A 19,200-nucleotide genomic window follows, 5' to 3' on the forward strand; every position below is an offset into this window, starting at 1 on the left:
GGTCCTATTCGTGCCAAGCCTGGCCAAGGACACGCAGCCAGTTTTCCCGGCAAATCTTCTTCAGATCGTCATCAGCGTATCCGGCAGACCGGAGTGCCGCAACCAGTTTCTGGTTGCCGGCCGCATCGCCGATCGCGGCAGGAATGGTGGCTCCATCGAAATCGGAGCCGAGCGCCACGCAGTCGATGCCCATGCGATCCACGAGGTAATCGACATGCCGCACCATGTCGGATAGCGGCGTATGGCTGTCGTCTCGGGAGTCTTCCCGCAGCATCGTCACGGCATAATTCAGCCCGACGAGACCCTTGCGTTCGCGGATCGCATCGAGTTGCCGATCCGTCAGATTGCGGGCCACGGGCGTCAGGGCATGCGCGTTCGAATGGCTGGCGATCAGCGGCTGGTCGCTCGTATCGGCCACATCCCAGAACCCCTTCTCGGTGATATGCGCGAGATCGATCAGGATACCGAGCCGGTTGCAGGCGCGCACCAGTTCGAACCCGGCCTCGGTCAGCCCCGGCCCCGTATCGGGCGACATCGGAAAGGCAAACGGCACGCCGTGGCCAAAGATGTTGTGCCGGCTCCAGACCGGTCCGAGCGAGCGAAGACCGGCAGCATGAAAAACATCAAGGGCAGCCAGATCGGCGTCGATCGGCTCGCAGCCTTCCATATGCAGCACCGCGGCGAAGACGCCGTCATCTAACGCCGAACGGATGTCCGCGGTTGAACGACACAGTCTCCATCCGCCCGCCTGATCCAGTTGAAGCGCGATCGCAGCCATCTGCAAGCCGATATCCAGCGAAATCGGGCGCTCCAGGGGCGCTTCGAGCGGGGTCACGTAATGCCCGTTTGCATCGGGCTCCTTCAGCGTGAAATCGCGAAGCGACGGGATGTAGATGGCACAGAGACCACCCGCCAGCCCGCCCGCCTTGGCCCGGGGGGCATCGATATGCCCCTCGCGGCAGCCGCCGATGAATTCCCTGATCGGGTCAAGCCCCGCCGCACGCGACCTCCAAAGCCTGAGGAGGACATCGTTATGGCCGTCGAATACCAGTTCCATGCGAATAGACCTTGCTCGAGATGCGAGCGGGAGGGAAGAGCGCCGGACGCGGAGGAGGCCCGCGCCGGCATGCGAAGCACGGCGCATCGGCCGCGTCGCCGATGGTAGGACCAAAAGGTCAGCATCTTCAAGCGCTAAAACCGCACTCTGCAAAGCCCGCAATCACATGGACGCGACATAGGCGCGCCAACCGCCGAAGCTGGTAATGTCCTTGCCGCCTTCCACCGCGATGGCCTCGACCAGGAAGCCCTTGGCCGATGTTCCATCCGCAAGCTGCAGCGTTCCGATCCCCAGCGGGCCCGGAATTGCAGCGACAAAACGGCCGAAACCTTCGGCCGGCAGCTTCCACACCTCGACATCGATTGCCCCGCCCTGCCCCTCAGCCACCCGCAGCAGGCCGGGCTTTGGCGGCACCGTGTTCGGCAGGGCAAAGAGGCGATAATCCGCCGTCGTGGTGGTCTTGCGCAGGAAAGTGCCCTGCAAGGCCAGCAGTTCACGGTTCAGCGGCATGCCCAAGAGATGCGCACCGACCACGACGATCTCGATGCCTTCAGCCTCGGGGGCGGCGATGACAGGCGATCCCTGACCTTGATGCGACAGGGCGGACGCCACGGACGCCACGAGGCGGTCCTGTCCGCCACGCGCGAGCAGCGTCACACTTGCCGGACGGCCATCCGCACGGGCGCCCAGGGGAAACGCCATGCCGCACATATCCAGCAGGTTGACGAAATTGGTATAGGTGCCAAAGCGGGAATTCGGCCCGATCGGGTCGGCCTCAAGATCCGCCACCGTATAGAAGGTCGGGATGGTCGGCACGCAGAGCATGTCGACGCCGGATAGCAGGTCTTCGGCCTCCCGCTTCAGTGCCTCCAGCTTGTAGAGGCCTTTGAAGGCATCGACCGCCGTCAGCGCCTTCGCCCCGCCGATGATCTTGCGGGTGACGGGATGAAGAGAGGCCTCATGCGCACCCATGAAGTCGGATATCGCTGCCAGCCGCTCCGCAACCCAGGCGCCCTCGTAAAGCATGTCCGCTACGGCATAAAGCGGATCGAAATCCACCTCCACGACCTTGTATCCCGCACCTTCCAAAAGGGCACGCTGGCCAGCAAAGGCCGCCGACTGCACCTGATCGCCAAAAAACTTGATCGAGGATGGCGAGGGAATGCCGATGACGGGTGAACCGCCGATCGCCACACCCTTGATGGCGTCGCGCTTGCGCGAATAGGGATCTGCTGCGTCATAGGCCGCCGCCACCTGGAAAACCCGCCAGGAATCCTCGACCGTTCGGGCGAAGATCGAGACGCAATCCAGAGTCCGGCAGGCCGGCACCACACCCCGTGTCGACAGGGCTCCGAGCGACGGCTTCAGGCCGACGATATTGTTGAGAGCGGCCGGAACGCGGCCGGAACCGGCCGTGTCGGTTCCCAGGGCGAAGGCGACGATGCCGCGGGCGGTCGCCACGGCCGAACCGGAACTGGACCCGCCCGGCACGATCTCAGGATCGATGGAATTTCGCGGCACCGGATAAGGCGTTCGCACGCCGACAAGGCCGGTGGCGAACTGGTCGAGATTGGTCTTGCCGACATAAAGCGCCCCGGCCGCCTTCAGCCGGGCCACGACGGTTGCATCGGCCGCCGGCAGATAGGCAAAATCCGGGCAGGCCGCCGTCGTCGGTCGTCCCGCGACATCGATATTGTCCTTCACCGCAAACGGTATGCCCCACAAGGGCTTTGCGATTGGATCGAACGGGCCAAGCGCGGAGGCAGATGCCAGCAGCGTGTCGCGATCATCGATATCGATGAAAATTCCGGGATCATTGGCGTCCTCAAGTCGTGCCAGCAGCACATCGATGACGGCCTCGACCGTGGTTCCCGAAGCATAGGCCGCATGAAGATGTTCGATAGTGAAGGGAATGTTCTGCACGGTGCCTCGCTCTGCCTCTGAATGTCAGTCGAGAAATTGTATGCAATTTCGAGGCCAGACGCCATCCAGCAGAAAATCTTTGTTTTACGGGTATTTCGTAATCAAAATTCTGCAGGGAAACGGACTAGACGCGAGTCACAAGAAACAGAAATGACCAATAAATAGGCAAATCTCAAAAATTCACGATGCCTGCGAGACGCCGCCGGCATAACGATAGTAGGATTGCTCGACCAAGCCGATATGGCCGCGCATGGCCGCGTCAGCACCGGCCCGGTCGCCGCGCAGGATCGCCTCGACAATGGCGCTATGCTCCGCATGGGAGGCCGAGAGGCGCCCAAGCGTGCCAAACTGCGCCCGGCGAAATGGCTGCAAGCGCTGCCGGGTGGTGCGCGCCACCTCTGCCAGATAGGCATTGTGCGAGCCGTCATAGATCAGCGTATGGAAGGTCTCGTTCGCCAGAACATAGCTTTCGCCGTCCCCGGCATAGACAAGTTCTCGCATGCGCGCATGCAGCAACTGCATTTCGGCGCGCTCGGTGCTGTTCATGTTGGTCGCTGACAGGCCGGCACACAGGGCCTCGAGATAGGCCATGACCTCGAAAATGCCTTCCAGCATCTCCGCATCGGGCTGGGTCACCACGGACTTGCGATGCGCCCGCTGCTCGATCAACCCGCTGGACGCCAATTGCTTCAGGGCCTCGCGGACAGGCGTGCGCGATACTGCGAAATCGGCAGCAATCTGGGTTTCGTCAAGCGGCATACCCGGAAGCAATTCGCCGGTGACGATCTTCTTGGCAAGCGCCAGACGAATGCGCTCGGCTGAGGTTACTGACTTTGCGGGCAAGCTGGAATGCAATCCAATACGGGAATCAACCGGTTTCATCGATGATACTGACATGCGCGGCCACCACGCGCCAGCCTTCCGCCATCTTGACCCATGTCTGCATCTGCCGGCCGACCTTGCCCGGCTGGCCCGCGCGGTAGAATAGTGTCGACGCGGTCGCCATCTCCCGGCCGAAGGTGGTGATGACAGTGCGCTTCAAGTCACGCTGAAGCCCGGTCGAAGGCCGGCCCTTGCGAAAGGCCAGGATCTCCGCAGCGCCGTGAAGGTTCTCGCCGCCACCATAGCGGATCACCCGCTCGTCCTGCCAGAACAGTTCGTCCAGCACGGCCACGTCATTGCCGACGAGAGCCGCCTCGTAGCGAGCGAAAACGGCCTCCATCTCGGCAAGCACCTCAGGATTGTTGATCTCCACGCTTTCTCCTCTCAGCCCTTGCGGCTCGTCATGCGGTGTTTCAGCGCAGAGAGAAACGGGATGGTCTCGAACTGATCGGCCTGCACCCGCTCCCACACCACACCAGGCGGCCGGTGGTCGCGGTTATCGGTCACGATAAGCTCCGCCTCGGTGGCGATGAAATCGAGAGGGCTGTCATGGGCCTCGATGACGACGTGACTGTCATCCACTAGCTGGCAGGAATGCACAGTCGTGGCGATCGGCGTATCGGCCCGGATGGTGCCCAGTTCGCGAAAGATCGCCGTCTCCAGATCGGCAAAACCCGCGCCCTTGCCGGTTCGCCCGCCGAGACGACCAACGGCAACGCTGCCGACCACGCAGAAATCCAGCGGCGCGACATCCTCGAACTCGACCCGCTCGCCATAGCGCTGATAGCCCTCTGACGTCGCAGCCAGTTCGAAGGACACGCCCTTCTTTTTCAGCGTCACCGGATCGATCTTGAGGTAGGGGAACCCTTCCGTCAGATAGGGAACCGGAGCATAAAGCAGCTTGCCGTCATAGAGCGCCCTGAGCCGTACCGGGATCTGCGGCGGATCGGGATTGCATTTGACGGTGGCCGCATTCTTCCACTGGTCCGTCTGCGCCAGCCGCCAGGCTGCGACATCGGCACCGACGAAGTTCGGAATATGGCTGAAGGCCGGGCCAATGGCATAGCCCTCCTCCTCCAGCCGCCGCCAGATGGCATTGCGGATCGCATCCTTGCCGGTATTTCGCCCTGCCCATCGACCCTGCTCGCTCATATCACGCTCCTATGCGCTCGGCTCTGGGGCCACAGGTGACCGAGCAATGCCAGACTGCTCCAGCTCACGCGCTACCCGAAGCGCCAGGTCCTCGCGCCATGGCGGCGCAATCACCTGCACGCCAACCGGCATGCCCTCGGCCGCATCTGGCCACAGCGGCACCGCCACGACCGGCAGACCGATGAAGGAGATCGGCTGGGTGTAAAGCCCCATATTGGCTCGCAGCAGCACCTGCTTGCCGTTGAGATCCAGCATCTTCTGGCCGATTTTCGGTGCCCGGCACGGGGTACAAGGCGCCAGTATGATGTCGACCGCTTCAAACAACTTGAGCATGCGCGCGCGAAATACCCTGCGGACCTTCTGCGCCTTCACGGCCCAGGCCCCGGGGATCATCGCGCCGGCCAGCAGCCGGTCGCGGACATCAGGGTCATAATCCGCATGCCGCGCCTTCAACCGGTCAAGATGGAGCGCCGCACCCTCGGTCATGGTGATCAGATAGGCGGCCGCCCTCGCCGCCGCCGCCTCGGGAATATCGAGCGTCCGGGAGACGCCGAACGCGGTCCTGATAATGCCCATCGCTTCCACGACCTCGGGATGCAGCCCCTCGGCGAAGTAGCCCCCAGCCACCGCGATCCTGAGGTCGCCGATACCCTTGCCGATCTCCGGCAGGGTCATTTCGGGAACGCGCTCCGTCATGGCGGGATCAACAGGGTCATGGCCCTGCATGAGATCGTAGGAGAGCGCCAGATCAGCAACCGATCGGGTGAAGGGACCGAGATGGTCCAGGCTCGCCACGAAGGGAAAGCTGTGGCCACGCGACAGCCGCCCATAGGTCGGCTTCAGCCCGAACAGGCCGCAATGGGATGACGGCACCCGGATGGAGCCATTGGTATCCGACCCCAGCGCCAGCGGCACCATGCCGGCCGCGATGGCCGTGCCGGAACCGCCGGATGAGCCGCCGGTCATCCGCGAGGGATCATGCGGATTGCGCGAAGGCCCGTCATGGGCATTCTCGCCGGTGAAGTCATAGGCATATTCGCCCATGTTGAGCCCGCCGGTCAGAACGGCACCCGCGGCCTCCAGCTTCGTGATCAGCGTGGCATCCTGGGTGGCGGGCGGTCGGTCGCGGTTGATCTTGGAACCGGCCCGCGTCGGCAGCCCCTTGATGTCGAACAGGTTCTTGACGGCGAAGGGCACGCCCGCGAGCGGCCCCGGATCGGCACCGGCAGCGATCTTCGCGTCCACGGCATCGGCTGACGCCAGGGCACGGTCGCGGGTGATATCGGTATAGCCATTCAGGATGGGGTTCAGCCGTTCGATCCTGGCAAGGGCCGCCTCGGCGACCTTGCGCGCGGTCGTCTCGCCTGACTTCACCTTGGCGGCAATCTCTGTTGCGGTCAGCACTTCGGTCATGGCGCATAAACCGGCGCCGGCTCGGCATCGTCCTCAAGCTCGAAGGCCAGCACATGCTCTGCTATGCCGCGCGCGGCTACCAGATGCATCTTGATGCCGGCTCGACAGGCCTCCTCGACTGGCAGGTCGAGATAGGCGGCCGCGGCCTCCATCAGCCTTTCGGCATCAGCATTCACATCTGTCATGCCAATAGATCCCTCATGCAAATGCCTCCTCCAGATTGGCAAGCGGCGTCGACCAGCCGACGATCGCTCCCTGGGCGGTGATCATGTCGATCGCCGCCTTCTTGAATTCGGCAAAATAGCTTTCCGTCGCGTCTTCCACCAGCAGGCACTCATAGCCACGATCATTGGCCTCGCGCATGGAGGTCTGAACGCAAACCTCGGTGGTGACGCCGGCAAAGACAAGGTGCGTAATTCCCATACCCTGCAGCTTTTCATGCAGGCCAGTGGCATAGAACATGCCCTTGCCCGGCTTGTCCAAGACGATCTCTCCGTCGATGGGCGCCAGCGCCGGAACGATCTGGCTGCCCGGCTCGCCTGTCACCAGCAGCCGACCCATCGCCCCCTCCTCGCCGATCCGCAATGACGGCGTACCGCGATTGCGCTTGGCCGGCGGGCAGTCCGACAGGTCAGGCTTGTGCGCCTCGCGCGTGTGGATGATCGGCCAGCCCTGCTTGCGGAAAAAGCCGATCAGCCCCGCAACGGTCGGGATGATCGCTGCGAGCCGCGCCACGTCATTTCCGAGCGAATCGCCGAAGCCGCCCGGCTCGATGAAATCGCGCTGCATGTCGATGACGACGAGAGCGGTGTGGTCGGGGTCCAGCGGATAGGGAAAAGGTCTTGCCTTGATGTCGATCATTTCAATGCCCCGCCATGTATCGGCCGATGGTGTTCCGGTCGGCCTCGGCCACCGGCACCGTGTAGGTAATCTTGCCCTCCGACATCACGACGACGCGGTCCGCCAGCTCAAGGATTTCATCGAGATCCTCCGACACCAGCAACACGGCCGCGCCGCGGTTTCGCTGGTCGAGGATCTGGGCGCGGATTTCGGCCACGGAGGCGAAGTCGAGGCCAAAGCATGGATTGGCGACCACAAGCACGTTGACCTGCTCGGACAATTCCCGCGCCAGCACCGCGCGCTGGACATTGCCGCCCGAGAGGTTTTCGATCGGCGCATCGGCCGATGGGGTCTTCACCCGGTAGCGACCGATCAAGTCATTGGCCCGGTCGCGCATGACCGCCGGCCGAAGCCACCAGCCGAACTTCGCCGCCGGCGGCTTGTCGAAGGAGCGGAAGGCGAGGTTTTCCGCCACCGACATACGCGGTACCGTCGCATTCTTCAACGGCTCCTCCGGCAGGCCATAGACGCGGAAACGATCATAGTCGCGCCGCACGGGCTCAAACGGCTCGCCATTGATGAAGACACGCCCGTCGCGGATCGGCCGCTGGCCGGCCAAAGCCTCCACCAGTTCGGACTGGCCATTGCCCGATACGCCGGCCACGCCGACGATCTCGCCACCCCTAATCTTGAGGTTGAAGCCTTCGACCGCAGGCAGTTCCTCATTGTCATCGACAAACAGGCCGGCGACCTCAAGATGGGTGTCACTCGCCACATCCTTCACCCGCTCGGCGCTCTTGCGGATCTCGGTATCGCCCAGCATCATGCGCGACATCTCGTCGATCGACAGGTCGTTTGCCCCGCCGGTTCCGGCAAAGCGGCCACGCCGCAGCACGGTCACCTGGTCGCAGAAGGTCTTCACCTCGCGGAACTTGTGGGTGATCATCAGCACGGTGATATCGCCGGCCTTGGCCATGTCGCCCAGGAGCCCCAGCATTTCATCGGCTTCACCTGGGGTCAGCACCGAGGTGGGCTCATCAAGAATGAGAAACCGCTGGTCGAGATAGAGCTGCTTGAGGATTTCCAGCTTCTGCTTTTCGCCGGCAGACAGGCTGGAGACCGGGGCCCCGAGCGGCACCTTGAACGGCATGCGCTCCAGGAAGGCTTCCAGTTCATCCCGCTCCTTGCGCCAGTCGATGACTGTGGGCACGTCAGCCCGCGAGATCACCATGTTTTCCGCCGCCGTCAGGCAGGGTACCAGGGTAAAATGCTGGTAGACCATGCCAATGCCGGCGGCCTTGGCATCGCGGGGATTGCGGATCTGCGTGGGGCGTCCGTCGATCAACACCTCGCCGCGTGTCGGCTGGTAGAAACCCATGATGCATTTGACCAGGGTCGATTTACCGGCGCCATTTTCCCCTAGCAGCGCGTGGAATTGGCCTGGCTTCACATCCAGCGACACACCCTCCAGCGCCACCAGCGAGCCGAAGATCTTGGTCATGTCGGATGTCTGCAGGCCAAAACCGCGGGCCGGCTTCAACTCGGTATCGGAAAGGGGCAAAGCGCTCATGACAGCCTCCCGATCGCCGAAAGGACAGCATCGCTTGTCGTCGTGGCGCCAAACACCCCGCCCTGCATCTTCACCATGTCGATAGCCGCCAGATGGTTTTCATACTTGGTCGCCCCGCAGCAATCCTCGACCAGCAGGCACTCATAGCCGCGGTCATTGGCCTCGCGCATGGTCGTATGCACGCAGACATCCGTCGTGATGCCGGTGAGCACGATATTTCGGATGCCCCGCATCCTGAGCAGCAGATCAAGATCGGTGGCGCAGAAGGAGCCTTTGCCAGGCTTGTCGATGATGGGCTCGCCTTCCAGCGGCGCGAGTTCAGGAATGATCTCCCAGCCCGGCTCGCCGCGAACCAGGATGCGGCCGCAGGGACCGGGATCGCCGATGCCCGCGCCGATCCGCTGCGAGCGCCAGCGCTTGTTGGCCGGCAGGTCGGCAAGGTCAGGCCGGTGTCCCTCGCGGGTGTGGATGATATGGAAACCCTTCTCGCGCATCGCCCCCAGCAACTTGCGGATCGGCTCGATTGGCGCACGCGTCAGCGACAGGTCATAGCCCATGCTGTCGACATAGCCGCCGGGACCGCAGAAATCCGTCTGCATGTCGATGATGATGTGTGCGGTGTTTTCAGGCCGCAGATCGCCATCGAAAGGCCAGCTATAGGGCGTGGCCGCGACCGGGCCTTCCACCTCAAGCGTCGTTTGGGTTCTGTCCAGCATGACCTTCCTCCTATTTGACGATCGAGAGTTCGCCCGGCGCCTCGCGCGCCGAAGCCTTGGATTTGGCCGCCGCAATCATGATGAACAGCGTCAGGATGTAGGGAGCGGCATTGAAGAAATAGTAGCCCTGACTGATTCCGACAGATTGCAGCGCCGGACCAATGGCGCCGGCGGCGCCGAACAGCAGGGCGGCGGCAATGCAGCGCAGCGGGTTCCACCGGGCGAAAATCACCAGTGCCACCGCCATCAGGCCCTGGCCCGAGGACAGCCCTTCGTTCCAGCTGCCGGGATAGGACAAAGACAGGAAGGCCCCGCCAATGCCGGCGAGAAAACCGCCAAGCGCCGTTGAGAGAAGCCGCACCAGATCGACATCGATACCCATGGCGCGAGCGGCTGGTGCCGAATCCCCCGTGATGCGCACCACAAGACCAAAGCGCGTATTGGCAAAGGCCCACCAGAAGAACAGCGCAACCAGGATGCCGACGAAAAACAGCGGATTGACCTCAAGCGCGGCCCTGAGTTCCGGGACGTCGCTCCAACCGCCAAGCGGCAGGGATTCCAATCGCGGCGCCGAGGGCTGGATGTAGGGCTTGCCGAAGAAGAAGGCGAGGCCGGTGCCAAGCGACATCATGGCGATGCCGACCGCGATGTCGTTGACCCGCGGCAGCTTGCAGATATAGCCGTGCATCACACCGAGGCAGAGCCCACCACCGCCGGCGGCGAGAACACCGAGCCAGGGAGAGCCGCTGTGATAGGAGATGGCATAGGCCAACATGGCGCCGAGCACCAGATTGGCCTCTAGCCCGAGATTGATCCGGCCCGACTTTTCCGTCAGCGTTTCGCCCAGTGCCACGAACATGAATGGCGTCGAGACCCGGATGGCACCGCCCAGCATGGCGATCAACACAGTTCCAAATGCAACCTCGTTCATGTGCGTTGCGCCTCCGCAGGCTGTTTGAAGATCTTGAAACGGCCATAGAAGGTCTCGCTGACCAACAGCACCACGAACAGGATGCCCTGCAGCACCAGCGCTGTTGCATCCGGCATGGCCATGCGCCGCTGGATCAATCCGCCCGAGGCATCGATCGCGCCGAAGAGGATGGCGACCGGGACGATGACAAGCGGATTGTGGCGGGCAAGGAAGCTGACCAGGATGCCGGTAAAGCCATAGCCGGCCACCAGCGAGGCATTGGCCTGGCCATGGATCGCACCCACCTCATAGTATCCGGCCAGCCCGGCGCAGGCGCCGGCAATCGCCGTGCAGGCCAGCACCAGAAAGCCGACGGGCAGGCCCTGCGCCAGCGCCGCCCGCGGATTGCCGCCGGTGACGCGCGCCGCAAAACCAAATGTGGTGCGCGACATCAGGAACTGCAAAAACACCGCCATGACGATGCCGGCCACCAGACCCCAATGCACATCGGTGCCGGGAATGTTGCCGACCATGTAGTCTTTACCAACAGGGACCGTGGACGGCTTGTTGGCCGAGGCCGGATCGCGCAGCGCCCCCTCGACAAAGAAATTCATGATGGCAATGGCGATATAGGTCAAAAGCAGGCTGGAAATGGTCTCGTTGACACCACGACTGTGCCGCAGCCAGCCGGCAATCGACATCCAGGCGCCCCCGGCCGCCATGGCCGCAAGCGCCATCAGCGGCATGGTGAGGATGGGCGGCACACCGGCCTGCACCAAGGGAACACCGATCGCCGCTGCGGCAAACCCGCCAAGCACCAGCGCGCCCTCGCCGCCCAGCACCGTCAAGCCAAGCTGCGCCGGGATGGCAAAGGCAAGCGCAGCCAGGATCAGCGGCGATGCCCTTTGCAGCGTGTTCTGGAAGGAAAAGGAAGTGCCGAAGCCACCCGTCCAGACCAGCCGGAAATAATCGATTGGCGATTTGCCTAGAAGAAGGAGAAACAGCGAGAAGATCAGCGCCGAAACCAGAACCGCGCCGAGCGGTATGGCGATCTTTTCCGCCATCGAACGTAACATGGCGCCATCGGGCGCGGATCGGGCATTCGCGGAGACTATGGTCGCCATGGGGTTCCCTCGCTGAACTAGCCTTGCTGGATTGCGGTCCGTTAGGTCTCGATGCCTTTTAGACAGCACAAAGAGACTGCCCCTCATCCGCCTGCGGATCCCCTCGCTCCATTACGGAGAGAGGGTGCGCCGAGCGAAGCGGAGGTCAGGGGCAGCCTGAAACGCTACCCAAACATCAGGTCACAGAACCAATGACGCCTTCCAGGAGATAGCCCATGCCGTCGAGCGCCGGGTCGTAGTTGTCATATTCCTTGTCGATCACGACAGTGCCCTTGTTGTCCTTGAGCGGACCGACATAGATCGGCTTCTTGGCCTTGAGATCGGCAATCGCTGCGTCCGCAGCCTTGATCGCCTCCGGCGTCGCGCCCGCGCCATAGGGCGTGTTCTGGATCATGTCGTTGTGATAGCCGCCGGCGACGAAGTTCGGCAGCGCCTCACCCTTCGAGAGCAGGTCGGCATACATCTGGTAGATCGTCGTCCACTTGTATTCTGCGCCGGTGATGAAGCCTTTGGGAGCCAGGGGTGCCTGGCTGGCATTGTGACCGCAGGTCTTGGCTCCCCGACCTTCGGCCGTTTCGATGACAACCTTGGGACCATCGACATGGCAGGTGATGACATCGCAGCCGGCATCGATGAGCGCATTCGTCGCCTCGGCCTCGCGCACGGGCATGGACCATTCACCGGTGAAGATCACCTGCACTGTCGCGTTCGGGTTGGTCTTGCGCGCGCCCAGCAGGAAGGAGTTGATGTTGGACAGCACCGAGGGGATCGGCTTTGCCGCGACGAAGCCCAGCTTGCCTGTGGGGCTGGACGCGCCAGCAGCAACACCATCGACATAATGCGCCTGGTTGAGATAGCAGAAGTAGGAGCCGGCATTCTTGGGATCGCCCTCCTTCCACAAGGGCGCGGCATGGCGGAATTCCACATCAGGATATTTCTTCGCCAGATCCACCACGAACGGGGTGTAATAGCCGAACGAGGTCGCCAGGATCAGGTTGGCGCCATCGAGATTGATCATCGATTCCATGGACTTGGAAACGGCATCCGTCTCCGGCACGTTCTCTTCTTCAAGCACGGTGACGCCAGGCACCTTCTTCAGCACTTCCATGGCCACCGCATGCGCCTGGTTCCAGCCGAAATCGTCCCGGGGGCCGACATAGACCGCACCGATGACCACGGGCTCAGCGGCCTGGGCTGCGACGCGCCCGAACGGCAACGTTGAAGCGGCAAGCCCCGCAGCACCAACCTGCAAGAGTTTACGTCGGGAAATTGCATGATGAGGCATGATCGAGCTCCCTGTAGCTGTGTTGATCAGGCGGAACCACATCCGGGCGCCATCCTGACCAATAAGGAATGCAATCGCCGTGCCAGATTATACAATTGGAAACCAACGCGCTTTCCTATGGTTTTCAGGCGCTCTGCCACGTCACTCCGAACCGCATCGTCTGAATTTTGGCTATAAAACAGACACGTGTAGTTCATGTGTCTGTTTTTTGATCTACTGACATAAAATTGCATACAATTACTGCGGCCTATTTAGTGAGCTGTGAAGTCAGGCGTCCCCCAGCTCACAAAAACTTTCGTGCTGCTGCACTGTGCTCGATCATCAGCCTTTCCAGATCGACGCCGACGGGCATCCGGTCTTCCACCCGCCATTGCCCGGCCACCATCATGCGGTCGGCACGGTTGGCACCGCAATGCACCAGGGCCGCAATCGGATCATGCGCGCCGGAGAACCGCAATTCATCAAGCGTGAAAAACGCCATGTCGGCCTGCATGCCCACGGCGATCCGCCCGATATCCTTGCGTCCGAGGCAACGCGCAGACCCCTCGGTCGCCCAACGCAGGGCATCCCGATGCGTCACGTCTTCCGCCGATTTGTAGTGCAGCCGGTTGACCATGAGGGCATGACGAACCTCCTCCATCATGTTCGAGCCATCATTTGACGCCGAGCCGTCGACACCCAGGCCGACGGGGCTGCCGGCGGCCTCAAGCTCGCGGGTCTTGCAAAAGCCGGAGGCCAAGACCGCATTGGAGGTCGGGCAATGGCAAACGCCGACACCGTGGCGGCCCAGCTTTTCGCAATCGTCGCATGTGAAGTGAATGCCATGACCGAGCCAGACGCGCGGCTGCAGCCAATGGGCATCCTCCAGCCAGTCGATCGGCCGATAGCCGAATTTCTCCAGGCAAAAGGCCTCTTCATCCTCGGTTTCGGCGAGATGGGTGTGCAGCCGCAGATCATGCTTTTCCGCAAGGGCCGCGCTCTCCCGCATCAGGCGCAGCGACACGCTCATCGGCGCACAGGGGGCCAGGGCAATCTGTGTCATCGAGCCTTCGGAGGCATCATGATAGAGCCCGACAACTCTTTCGCAATCCGCGAGGATCTCGTCTTCGTCCTGCGCCACGTGATCCGGCGGCACGGCGCCATCCTTGACCGACAAGGAAATACTGCCGCGGGTGATCGTCGCGCGGATCCCAAGCGCCCGCGCCTCCTGCACCTCGATATCGACGGCGTCGCGGACATCAGGCGGAAACATGTAGTTGTGATCCATGGCCGTGGTGCAGCCGGACATCAAGAGCTCAGTCAGCGCCACCCGCACACCCAAACGAAACATGTCGCGATCAAGACGGCCCCAGATGGGATAGAGCGTCGTCAGCCATGGAAACAATTGCTTGTTGATCGCCTGGGGATGCGCGCGGCTCAGCGTCTGGAAGAAGTGGTGATGGGTATTTATGAGGCCGGGAATGATGACGTGACGGCGCGCATCCCACCATTGATCAACCGGCCTCAGGGGTTCACCGCCAGACGCGATCAGCTCGACGATCCGGCCGTTTTCCACGACGACACCACCATCCGCGTTCTCTGCCAGAATGGCCAGCGGGTTCTTGATCCAAATGCGCATGAGAGACCTCCAAAGGACAATGGAAATCTCAAAGCAAACCGCATGCCAGCCATCATCAAGACCGGCAGGCGGTGGTTGACTAAGCAATAGCGTTAATAATCTCGGAACTTTTGCGTCTGGTGAGGGGTTGTGACCGTGTAAATGATCCCAAGACAGTGAGAGGAGTCACGTCTATGAAAACCAAATTGATGACCGCGACCGCTTTTTCGTTGCTGATGGCATTCGGTGCCGCCACCGCCCAGTCGACCTCTGACGGCGCGTCCGGTTCGCAGAATTCGGGCACCGGCTCAGTAACCCAGCAGCCCTCTCAGGGCACTGGCGGCCAGCAGATCGACCCTGGTGTGACCAACAGCACGACCCAGAGCACCACGGGTGACTCCACCGCCCAGCCCGACTGCGATCCGTCGAACACCCTGACGGGCCAGGAGCAGACCGCCGCTCCGCAGCAGAACACGGACGGCACGACGGCTCAGCGCCCCGCCTGCTGAACCTAAGGGTTCCCACATCCATGGCCGGAACATCAAATGGTGTTCCGGCCATTTCCTTTGCTTATTTTATCATCGGCAGAAGTTCGCTGACGGACTTCTTGGCGTCGCCGTAGAACATCCGCGTATTCTCCTTATAAAACAGCGGATTTTCGATCCGCCCGTAAAATCTACCTGAGAAACAATCCCCCACCGTCAATTTACCGTTTGAGGAACCAGCGTGTATGAGGGGCCATCACTCGACAAGGCTTTTTCCCTTTTCTGTATACGCATCATCAGGCTGCCAGGCTCTTCACCACCGAGCGTATCGTTATGTTTAATTTTCTTCCAGTTACCCAATATGTATGATGATACATCCAGCAACAAGGATACCGCCTCATCTCGGCGGGTTAAGTCGACCTCCATTTCGACCTCCCTGCCGACGAACTCCGACATACCCACCGTGGTGAGTCCCCAACTACCGCCTTCTTCCCCGGACTTGAAAGATAATACGCGCTGCACAAAAGAGGTTGGCCTGGCTATCTTGAACCACTCCAACCTGTGCCATAATATGGCAGGCCATCTGCCTTGATAAGCTTCCGCAGCGGCTTTAACGACGATCTGTGCCGGCATTAAATTTCGAGCTTTCAGCCCCCAATGCCCGGTTATCGCCCCAGGAAAACGGCTTGCCGCTCCCGCGAGCAAAGTAAGGCCGCGCGCGACTCTAAGAGGGTTAGCACTTTCGTGGGATCGAATTCCAATGACCAAATGCGCCTTGGTCCTGACAATTGCCTCCGAACCACCTCCCCACAATATGTTCTGCCGGGCCGCCCAATGAAATTCGTCCATGGTAGGAGCGACAGGATATAGGATAAGGCCATAAAGCTGATCGTCGACCGAAACTATCCATATGTTTTCTGGATTCTCATTCGAATCGAGAATGTCGAAACGAACATTTGGAAACTGACTTGCGAATACCGTGGCTAAATCTTGCAGTAGGTTGGGCACCACGCGATCAAAAAATACCATAGATATGAACTGCATGAACACGCCACGAGTGAAATCATCAGCCACAATACAGAAGGACCCGCGAATGATACGCAGGCCCTTCCATAAGCATCACGATATTACGATCACTTTATCATCGGCAGCAGTTCGCTGACGGACTTCTTCGCGTCGCCGTAGAACATCCGCGTATTCTCCTTGTAGAACAGCGGATTTTCAATGCCGGAATAGCCCGTGCCCTGGCCACGCTTGGACACGAAGACCTGCTTGGCCTTCCACACCTGCAGCACCGGCATGCCGGCGATCGGCGAGTTCGGATCCTCCTCGGCGGCCGGGTTGACGATGTCATTCGAGCCAATGATGATGACCACATCCGTCTGCGGAAAGTCCTCGTTGATCTCGTCCATCTCCATGACAATGTCATAGGGAACCTTGGCTTCGGCCAGAAGCACGTTCATGTGCCCCGGCAGACGACCTGCCACGGGATGGATGGCGAAGCGCACTTGTTTGCCCGCGGCCCGGAGCTTGCGGGTGAGTTCCGACACCGCCTGCTGCGCCTGTGCCACCGCCATGCCGTAACCGGGCACGATGATCACGCTGTCGGCGTCATTCAGCGCGTTGGCGACACCTTCCGCATCAATGGCGATCTGCTCGCCTTGGATTTCCATCGCCGGACCCGTGGTCGTGCCGAAGCCACCCAGGATGACGGAGATGAAGGAGCGGTTCATCGCCTTGCACATAATATAGGACAGGATCGCACCGGACGAGCCGACCAGAGCGCCGACGACGATCAGCAGGTCGTTGGACAGCGAGAAGCCGATTGCCGCGGCAGCCCAGCCCGAATAGCTGTTCAGCATGGATACCACCACCGGCATGTCGGCGCCCCCGATGCCCATGATCAGGTGATAGCCGATAAAGAAGGCCAGCAACGTCATCAGGATCAGCGTCCAGGCGCCGGCACCGTTGACATACATGAACAGGAAGATCAGCGAGAAGATCGCCGCGCTGGCATTCAGCGCGTGACCGCCGGGCAGCTTCTTCGCCTTGCCGTCCACCTTGCCGGCCAGCTTGCCGAAGGCAATCACGGAGCCGGTGAAGGTAACCGCGCCGATGAAGACGCCGAGGAAAACCTCGACCTTCAGAATAACCTGCTCGACGCTATCCTTGTGAGCGAGCACGGCGGCAAAGCCTTCAAGCGACGCACGAGCAGCCTCGTCCATGGCCAGCACGCGCACCAGTTCGATATGGGCGTTATAGCCGATGAAGACCGCGGCCAGGCCAACCAGCGAATGCATGGCCGCAACGAGTTGCGGCATCTCGGTCATCTGCACGCGCTGCGCGACGATCCAGCCGATCACGCCGCCACCTGCAATCAGCAGCACGGAAAGGAGCCAGAGACCCGCGCCGGGACCGACCAGCGTCGCGACAACCGCCAGACCCATGCCGGCAATGCCATACCAGACAGCGCGCTTGGCACTTTCCTGGCCGGATAGGCCACCGAGAGAGAGGATGAAAAGAACTGCCGCAACAACATAGGCGGCCGTGGTGAAACCGTAATCCATCTGATCTATCCCGCCCACTTACGACTTCTGGAACATGGCAAGCATGCGTCTGGTGACCATGAAACCGCCGAAGATATTGATGCCTGCCATGAAGACCGACAGCGCGGCCAGCACGATCACGAGATAGCTGCCGGAACCGATCTGCATCAGGGCGCCCAGGATGATGATCGACGAAATGGCGTTGGTCACCGCCATCAGCGGCGTGTGCAGCGAATGCGACACGTTCCAGATGACCTGGAAGCCGACGAAGCAGGACAGGACGAACACGATGAAATGGCTCATGAAGCTCGCCGGCGCAAAGAGACCGGCCAGCAGGATAAGCGCACCGCTGCCGACGAGCAGCGCAACCTGGTTGCGGGTCTGCTCCTTGAAAGCGGCCACTTCCTTGGCGCGCTTTTCCTCAGGCGTCAGCTCCTTGACCTTTTCCTTCGGCTTGGCGGCGGCGATGGCCTGTACCTTAGGCGGCGGCGGCGGGAAGGTTATGGCACCCTCATGGGTGATCGTCGCACCACGGATAACATCGTCCTCCATGTTGTGGACGATCTTGCCATCCTTGGCCGGCGTCAGGTCCGTCATCATGTGACGAATGTTGGTGGAGTAGAGCGTCGAGGCCTGGGCGGCCATCCGGCTCGGAAAATCGGTGTAGCCGATGACGGTGACGCCATTCGGTGACACGATCTTCTGGTCGGCGACGGTCAGGTCGCAGTTGCCGCCGCGCTCGGCGGCGAGATCGATGATGACCGAACCCGGCTTCATCGCCGCCACCATGTCGGCGAGCCACAGCTTCGGAGCGTCGCGGCCAGGGATCAGCGCCGTGGTGATGACGATGTCGATGTCAGGCGCGATCTCGCGGAACTTCTTGAGCTGCGCCTCGCGGAATTCCGGCGACGACGGGGCTGCATAGCCGCCTGTCGCGGCGCCATCCTGGGCGGGGCCGGCAAAATCGAGGAACACGAAATTGGCGCCCATGGATTCGATCTGCTCGGCCACTTCAGGGCGAACGTCGAAGGCATAGGTGATCGCGCCAAGCGACACGGACGTGCCGACGGCCGCGAGACCCGCAACGCCGGCGCCGATGACCAAAACCTTGGCCGGCGGGATCTTGCCAGCGGCGGTTACCTGGCCGGTAAAGAAGCGGCCGAAATTGTTGCCAGCCTCAATCACAGCGCGATAGCCGGCGATATTGGCCATGGAGGACAAGGCGTCCATCTTCTGGGCGCGCGAAATGCGCGGCACCATGTCCATGGCGATCACGTTTGCGCCGGTGCCCTTCGCCTGCTCCAGCAGATCCTTGTTCTGCGCGGGATAGAAGAAGGAAATCAGCGTCTTGCCGGCGGAGAGCCGGGACACTTCCGATGGCTCCGGCGGCCGCACCTTGGCGATCACATCGACAGAAGCCCACAGGTCCTCGGCTGACGGTGCCACCTCGACGCCCGCTGCACGATAGGCATCATCCGAAAAACCGGCGGCAAGCCCGGCGCCCGTCTCTATCGCGCAATCATAGCCCAGTTTTTTCAGCTGGGTGGCGCTGTCAGGGGTCATCGCAACACGCGCTTCCCCGGCAAAAATCTCTCTTGGCGACCCGATCTTCAAGCCAATCTCCCTAACAACATTTCAGGAGATGCGGCCTCGCGGTCCCTTATGCCCGCGCGACCAGCCCCCCTCTGGTGCGCGCGATC

Annotated in this window: 19 protein-coding genes; 1 reads left to right on the forward strand and 18 read right to left on the reverse strand. The window is 61.6% G+C overall.

The window, feature by feature from the left end; all coding sequences use genetic code 11:
• Positions 1 to 4: 4 nt before the first annotated feature.
• From B9A97_RS01910 to B9A97_RS01975, 14 genes are all read right to left on the reverse strand, one after another.
• Positions 5 to 1,057: a dipeptidase gene (locus B9A97_RS01910; protein ID WP_084363270.1), complete on the reverse strand. Its 1,053-nt coding sequence runs from the start codon at positions 1,055 to 1,057 to the stop codon at positions 5 to 7.
• 162 nt (positions 1,058 to 1,219) lie between these two features.
• Positions 1,220 to 2,980, reverse strand: coding sequence for an allophanate hydrolase (gene atzF, locus B9A97_RS01915; RefSeq protein WP_084363271.1), 1,761 nt, complete (start codon positions 2,978 to 2,980; stop codon positions 1,220 to 1,222).
• A 180-nt stretch (positions 2,981 to 3,160) separates the two neighbouring features.
• Positions 3,161 to 3,823, reverse strand: a complete 663-nt coding sequence (locus B9A97_RS01920; protein WP_244564086.1) for a GntR family transcriptional regulator — start codon at positions 3,821 to 3,823, stop codon at positions 3,161 to 3,163.
• A gap of 25 nt (positions 3,824 to 3,848) precedes the next feature.
• Positions 3,849 to 4,235 carry an oxalurate catabolism protein HpxZ gene (gene hpxZ / locus B9A97_RS01925; RefSeq protein WP_084363273.1) on the reverse strand — a complete coding sequence of 129 codons (387 nt, stop codon included), beginning with the start codon at positions 4,233 to 4,235 and terminating at the stop codon, positions 3,849 to 3,851.
• A gap of 11 nt (positions 4,236 to 4,246) precedes the next feature.
• The gene (locus B9A97_RS01930) at positions 4,247 to 5,014 is read right to left on the reverse strand and encodes a 5-formyltetrahydrofolate cyclo-ligase (RefSeq protein ID WP_084363274.1); all 768 of its coding nucleotides are present in this window, start codon (positions 5,012 to 5,014) and stop codon (positions 4,247 to 4,249) included.
• A 9-nt stretch (positions 5,015 to 5,023) separates the two neighbouring features.
• Positions 5,024 to 6,427 carry an AtzE family amidohydrolase gene (locus B9A97_RS01935; RefSeq protein WP_179145193.1) on the reverse strand — a complete coding sequence of 468 codons (1,404 nt, stop codon included), beginning with the start codon at positions 6,425 to 6,427 and terminating at the stop codon, positions 5,024 to 5,026.
• On the reverse strand, positions 6,424 to 6,612 hold the full coding sequence (locus B9A97_RS01940) for a DUF4089 domain-containing protein (RefSeq protein WP_084363275.1): 189 nt from the start codon (positions 6,610 to 6,612) through the stop codon (positions 6,424 to 6,426). Before B9A97_RS01940 ends, B9A97_RS01935 begins: the two co-directional genes overlap by 4 nt.
• 13 nt (positions 6,613 to 6,625) lie before the next feature.
• The gene (locus tag B9A97_RS01945) at positions 6,626 to 7,288 is read right to left on the reverse strand and encodes a cysteine hydrolase family protein (RefSeq protein WP_084363276.1); all 663 of its coding nucleotides are present in this window, start codon (positions 7,286 to 7,288) and stop codon (positions 6,626 to 6,628) included.
• 1 nt (position 7,289) lies between these two features.
• Entirely contained in the window at positions 7,290 to 8,837 is a 1,548-nt protein-coding gene (locus B9A97_RS01950) for an ABC transporter ATP-binding protein (protein ID WP_210189670.1), read from the reverse strand.
• Positions 8,834 to 9,553 carry a biuret amidohydrolase gene (locus B9A97_RS01955; protein ID WP_084363277.1) on the reverse strand — a complete coding sequence of 240 codons (720 nt, stop codon included), beginning with the start codon at positions 9,551 to 9,553 and terminating at the stop codon, positions 8,834 to 8,836. Before B9A97_RS01955 ends, B9A97_RS01950 begins: the two co-directional genes overlap by 4 nt.
• A 10-nt stretch (positions 9,554 to 9,563) precedes the next feature.
• Entirely contained in the window at positions 9,564 to 10,484 is a 921-nt protein-coding gene (locus B9A97_RS01960; protein ID WP_084363278.1) for an ABC transporter permease, read from the reverse strand.
• Positions 10,481 to 11,587 (reverse strand): ABC transporter permease, encoded by a 1,107-nt coding sequence (locus tag B9A97_RS01965; RefSeq protein WP_084363279.1) that lies wholly within the window; start codon positions 11,585 to 11,587, stop codon positions 10,481 to 10,483. The genes B9A97_RS01960 and B9A97_RS01965 overlap by 4 nt, the downstream gene beginning before the upstream one ends.
• A 175-nt stretch (positions 11,588 to 11,762) precedes the next feature.
• On the reverse strand, positions 11,763 to 12,872 hold the full coding sequence (locus B9A97_RS01970) for a BMP family ABC transporter substrate-binding protein (protein ID WP_084363491.1): 1,110 nt from the start codon (positions 12,870 to 12,872) through the stop codon (positions 11,763 to 11,765).
• A 283-nt stretch (positions 12,873 to 13,155) separates the two neighbouring features.
• A complete protein-coding gene (locus tag B9A97_RS01975; protein ID WP_084363280.1) occupies positions 13,156 to 14,490 on the reverse strand; it encodes an 8-oxoguanine deaminase in 1,335 nt (444 codons plus the stop codon).
• A 173-nt stretch (positions 14,491 to 14,663) separates the two neighbouring features.
• Here B9A97_RS01975 and B9A97_RS01980 point away from each other — a divergent pair, with 173 nt between their 5' ends.
• Positions 14,664 to 14,978, forward strand: a complete 315-nt coding sequence (locus tag B9A97_RS01980; protein ID WP_084363281.1) for a hypothetical protein — start codon at positions 14,664 to 14,666, stop codon at positions 14,976 to 14,978.
• A 61-nt stretch (positions 14,979 to 15,039) separates the two neighbouring features.
• Here the strand turns inward: B9A97_RS01980 and B9A97_RS29260 are convergent, their stop codons facing one another.
• From B9A97_RS29260 to B9A97_RS01995, 4 genes are read right to left on the reverse strand one after another with little or no spacing between them, the layout of a single operon-like run.
• Positions 15,040 to 15,168, reverse strand: coding sequence for an NAD(P)(+) transhydrogenase (Re/Si-specific) subunit beta (locus B9A97_RS29260; protein WP_244564087.1), 129 nt, complete (start codon positions 15,166 to 15,168; stop codon positions 15,040 to 15,042).
• A gap of 2 nt (positions 15,169 to 15,170) precedes the next feature.
• Complete coding sequence (locus B9A97_RS01985) at positions 15,171 to 16,028, reverse strand: DUF4261 domain-containing protein (protein WP_084363282.1); 858 nt, start codon at positions 16,026 to 16,028, stop codon at positions 15,171 to 15,173.
• Positions 16,029 to 16,087: 59 nt separating this feature from the next.
• On the reverse strand, positions 16,088 to 17,521 hold the full coding sequence (locus B9A97_RS01990; protein ID WP_084363283.1) for an NAD(P)(+) transhydrogenase (Re/Si-specific) subunit beta: 1,434 nt from the start codon (positions 17,519 to 17,521) through the stop codon (positions 16,088 to 16,090).
• An 18-nt stretch (positions 17,522 to 17,539) separates the two neighbouring features.
• The gene (locus B9A97_RS01995; RefSeq protein WP_084363284.1) at positions 17,540 to 19,114 is read right to left on the reverse strand and encodes a Re/Si-specific NAD(P)(+) transhydrogenase subunit alpha; all 1,575 of its coding nucleotides are present in this window, start codon (positions 19,112 to 19,114) and stop codon (positions 17,540 to 17,542) included.
• Positions 19,115 to 19,200 lie beyond the last annotated feature (86 nt).

The sequence above is a fragment of the Rhizobium sp. RU36D genome (assembly GCF_900176345.1).
Lineage (GTDB): Bacteria > Pseudomonadota > Alphaproteobacteria > Rhizobiales > Rhizobiaceae > Allorhizobium.

Excerpts from the sequence above, each read along its gene's own strand:
- B9A97_RS01960 (WP_084363278.1), bottom strand. The coding sequence starts at position 10,484 with ATGAACGAGGTTGCATTTGGAACTGTGTTGATCGCCATGCTGGGCGGT.
- B9A97_RS01935 (WP_179145193.1), bottom strand. The coding sequence starts at position 6,427 with ATGACCGAAGTGCTGACCGCAACAGAGATTGCCGCCAAGGTGAAGTCA.
- B9A97_RS01965 (WP_084363279.1), bottom strand. The coding sequence starts at position 11,587 with ATGGCGACCATAGTCTCCGCGAATGCCCGATCCGCGCCCGATGGCGCC.
- B9A97_RS01950 (WP_210189670.1), bottom strand. The coding sequence starts at position 8,837 with ATGAGCGCTTTGCCCCTTTCCGATACCGAGTTGAAGCCGGCCCGCGGT.
- B9A97_RS01990 (WP_084363283.1), bottom strand. The coding sequence starts at position 17,521 with ATGGATTACGGTTTCACCACGGCCGCCTATGTTGTTGCGGCAGTTCTT.
- B9A97_RS01930 (WP_084363274.1), bottom strand. The coding sequence starts at position 5,014 with ATGAGCGAGCAGGGTCGATGGGCAGGGCGAAATACCGGCAAGGATGCG.
- B9A97_RS01955 (WP_084363277.1), bottom strand. The coding sequence starts at position 9,553 with ATGCTGGACAGAACCCAAACGACGCTTGAGGTGGAAGGCCCGGTCGCG.
- B9A97_RS01940 (WP_084363275.1), bottom strand. The coding sequence starts at position 6,612 with ATGACAGATGTGAATGCTGATGCCGAAAGGCTGATGGAGGCCGCGGCC.
- B9A97_RS01970 (WP_084363491.1), bottom strand. The coding sequence starts at position 12,872 with ATGCCTCATCATGCAATTTCCCGACGTAAACTCTTGCAGGTTGGTGCT.
- B9A97_RS01910 (WP_084363270.1), bottom strand. The coding sequence starts at position 1,057 with ATGGAACTGGTATTCGACGGCCATAACGATGTCCTCCTCAGGCTTTGG.
- B9A97_RS01980 (WP_084363281.1), top strand. The coding sequence starts at position 14,664 with ATGAAAACCAAATTGATGACCGCGACCGCTTTTTCGTTGCTGATGGCA.
- B9A97_RS01975 (WP_084363280.1), bottom strand. The coding sequence starts at position 14,490 with ATGCGCATTTGGATCAAGAACCCGCTGGCCATTCTGGCAGAGAACGCG.
- B9A97_RS01945 (WP_084363276.1), bottom strand. The coding sequence starts at position 7,288 with ATGATCGACATCAAGGCAAGACCTTTTCCCTATCCGCTGGACCCCGAC.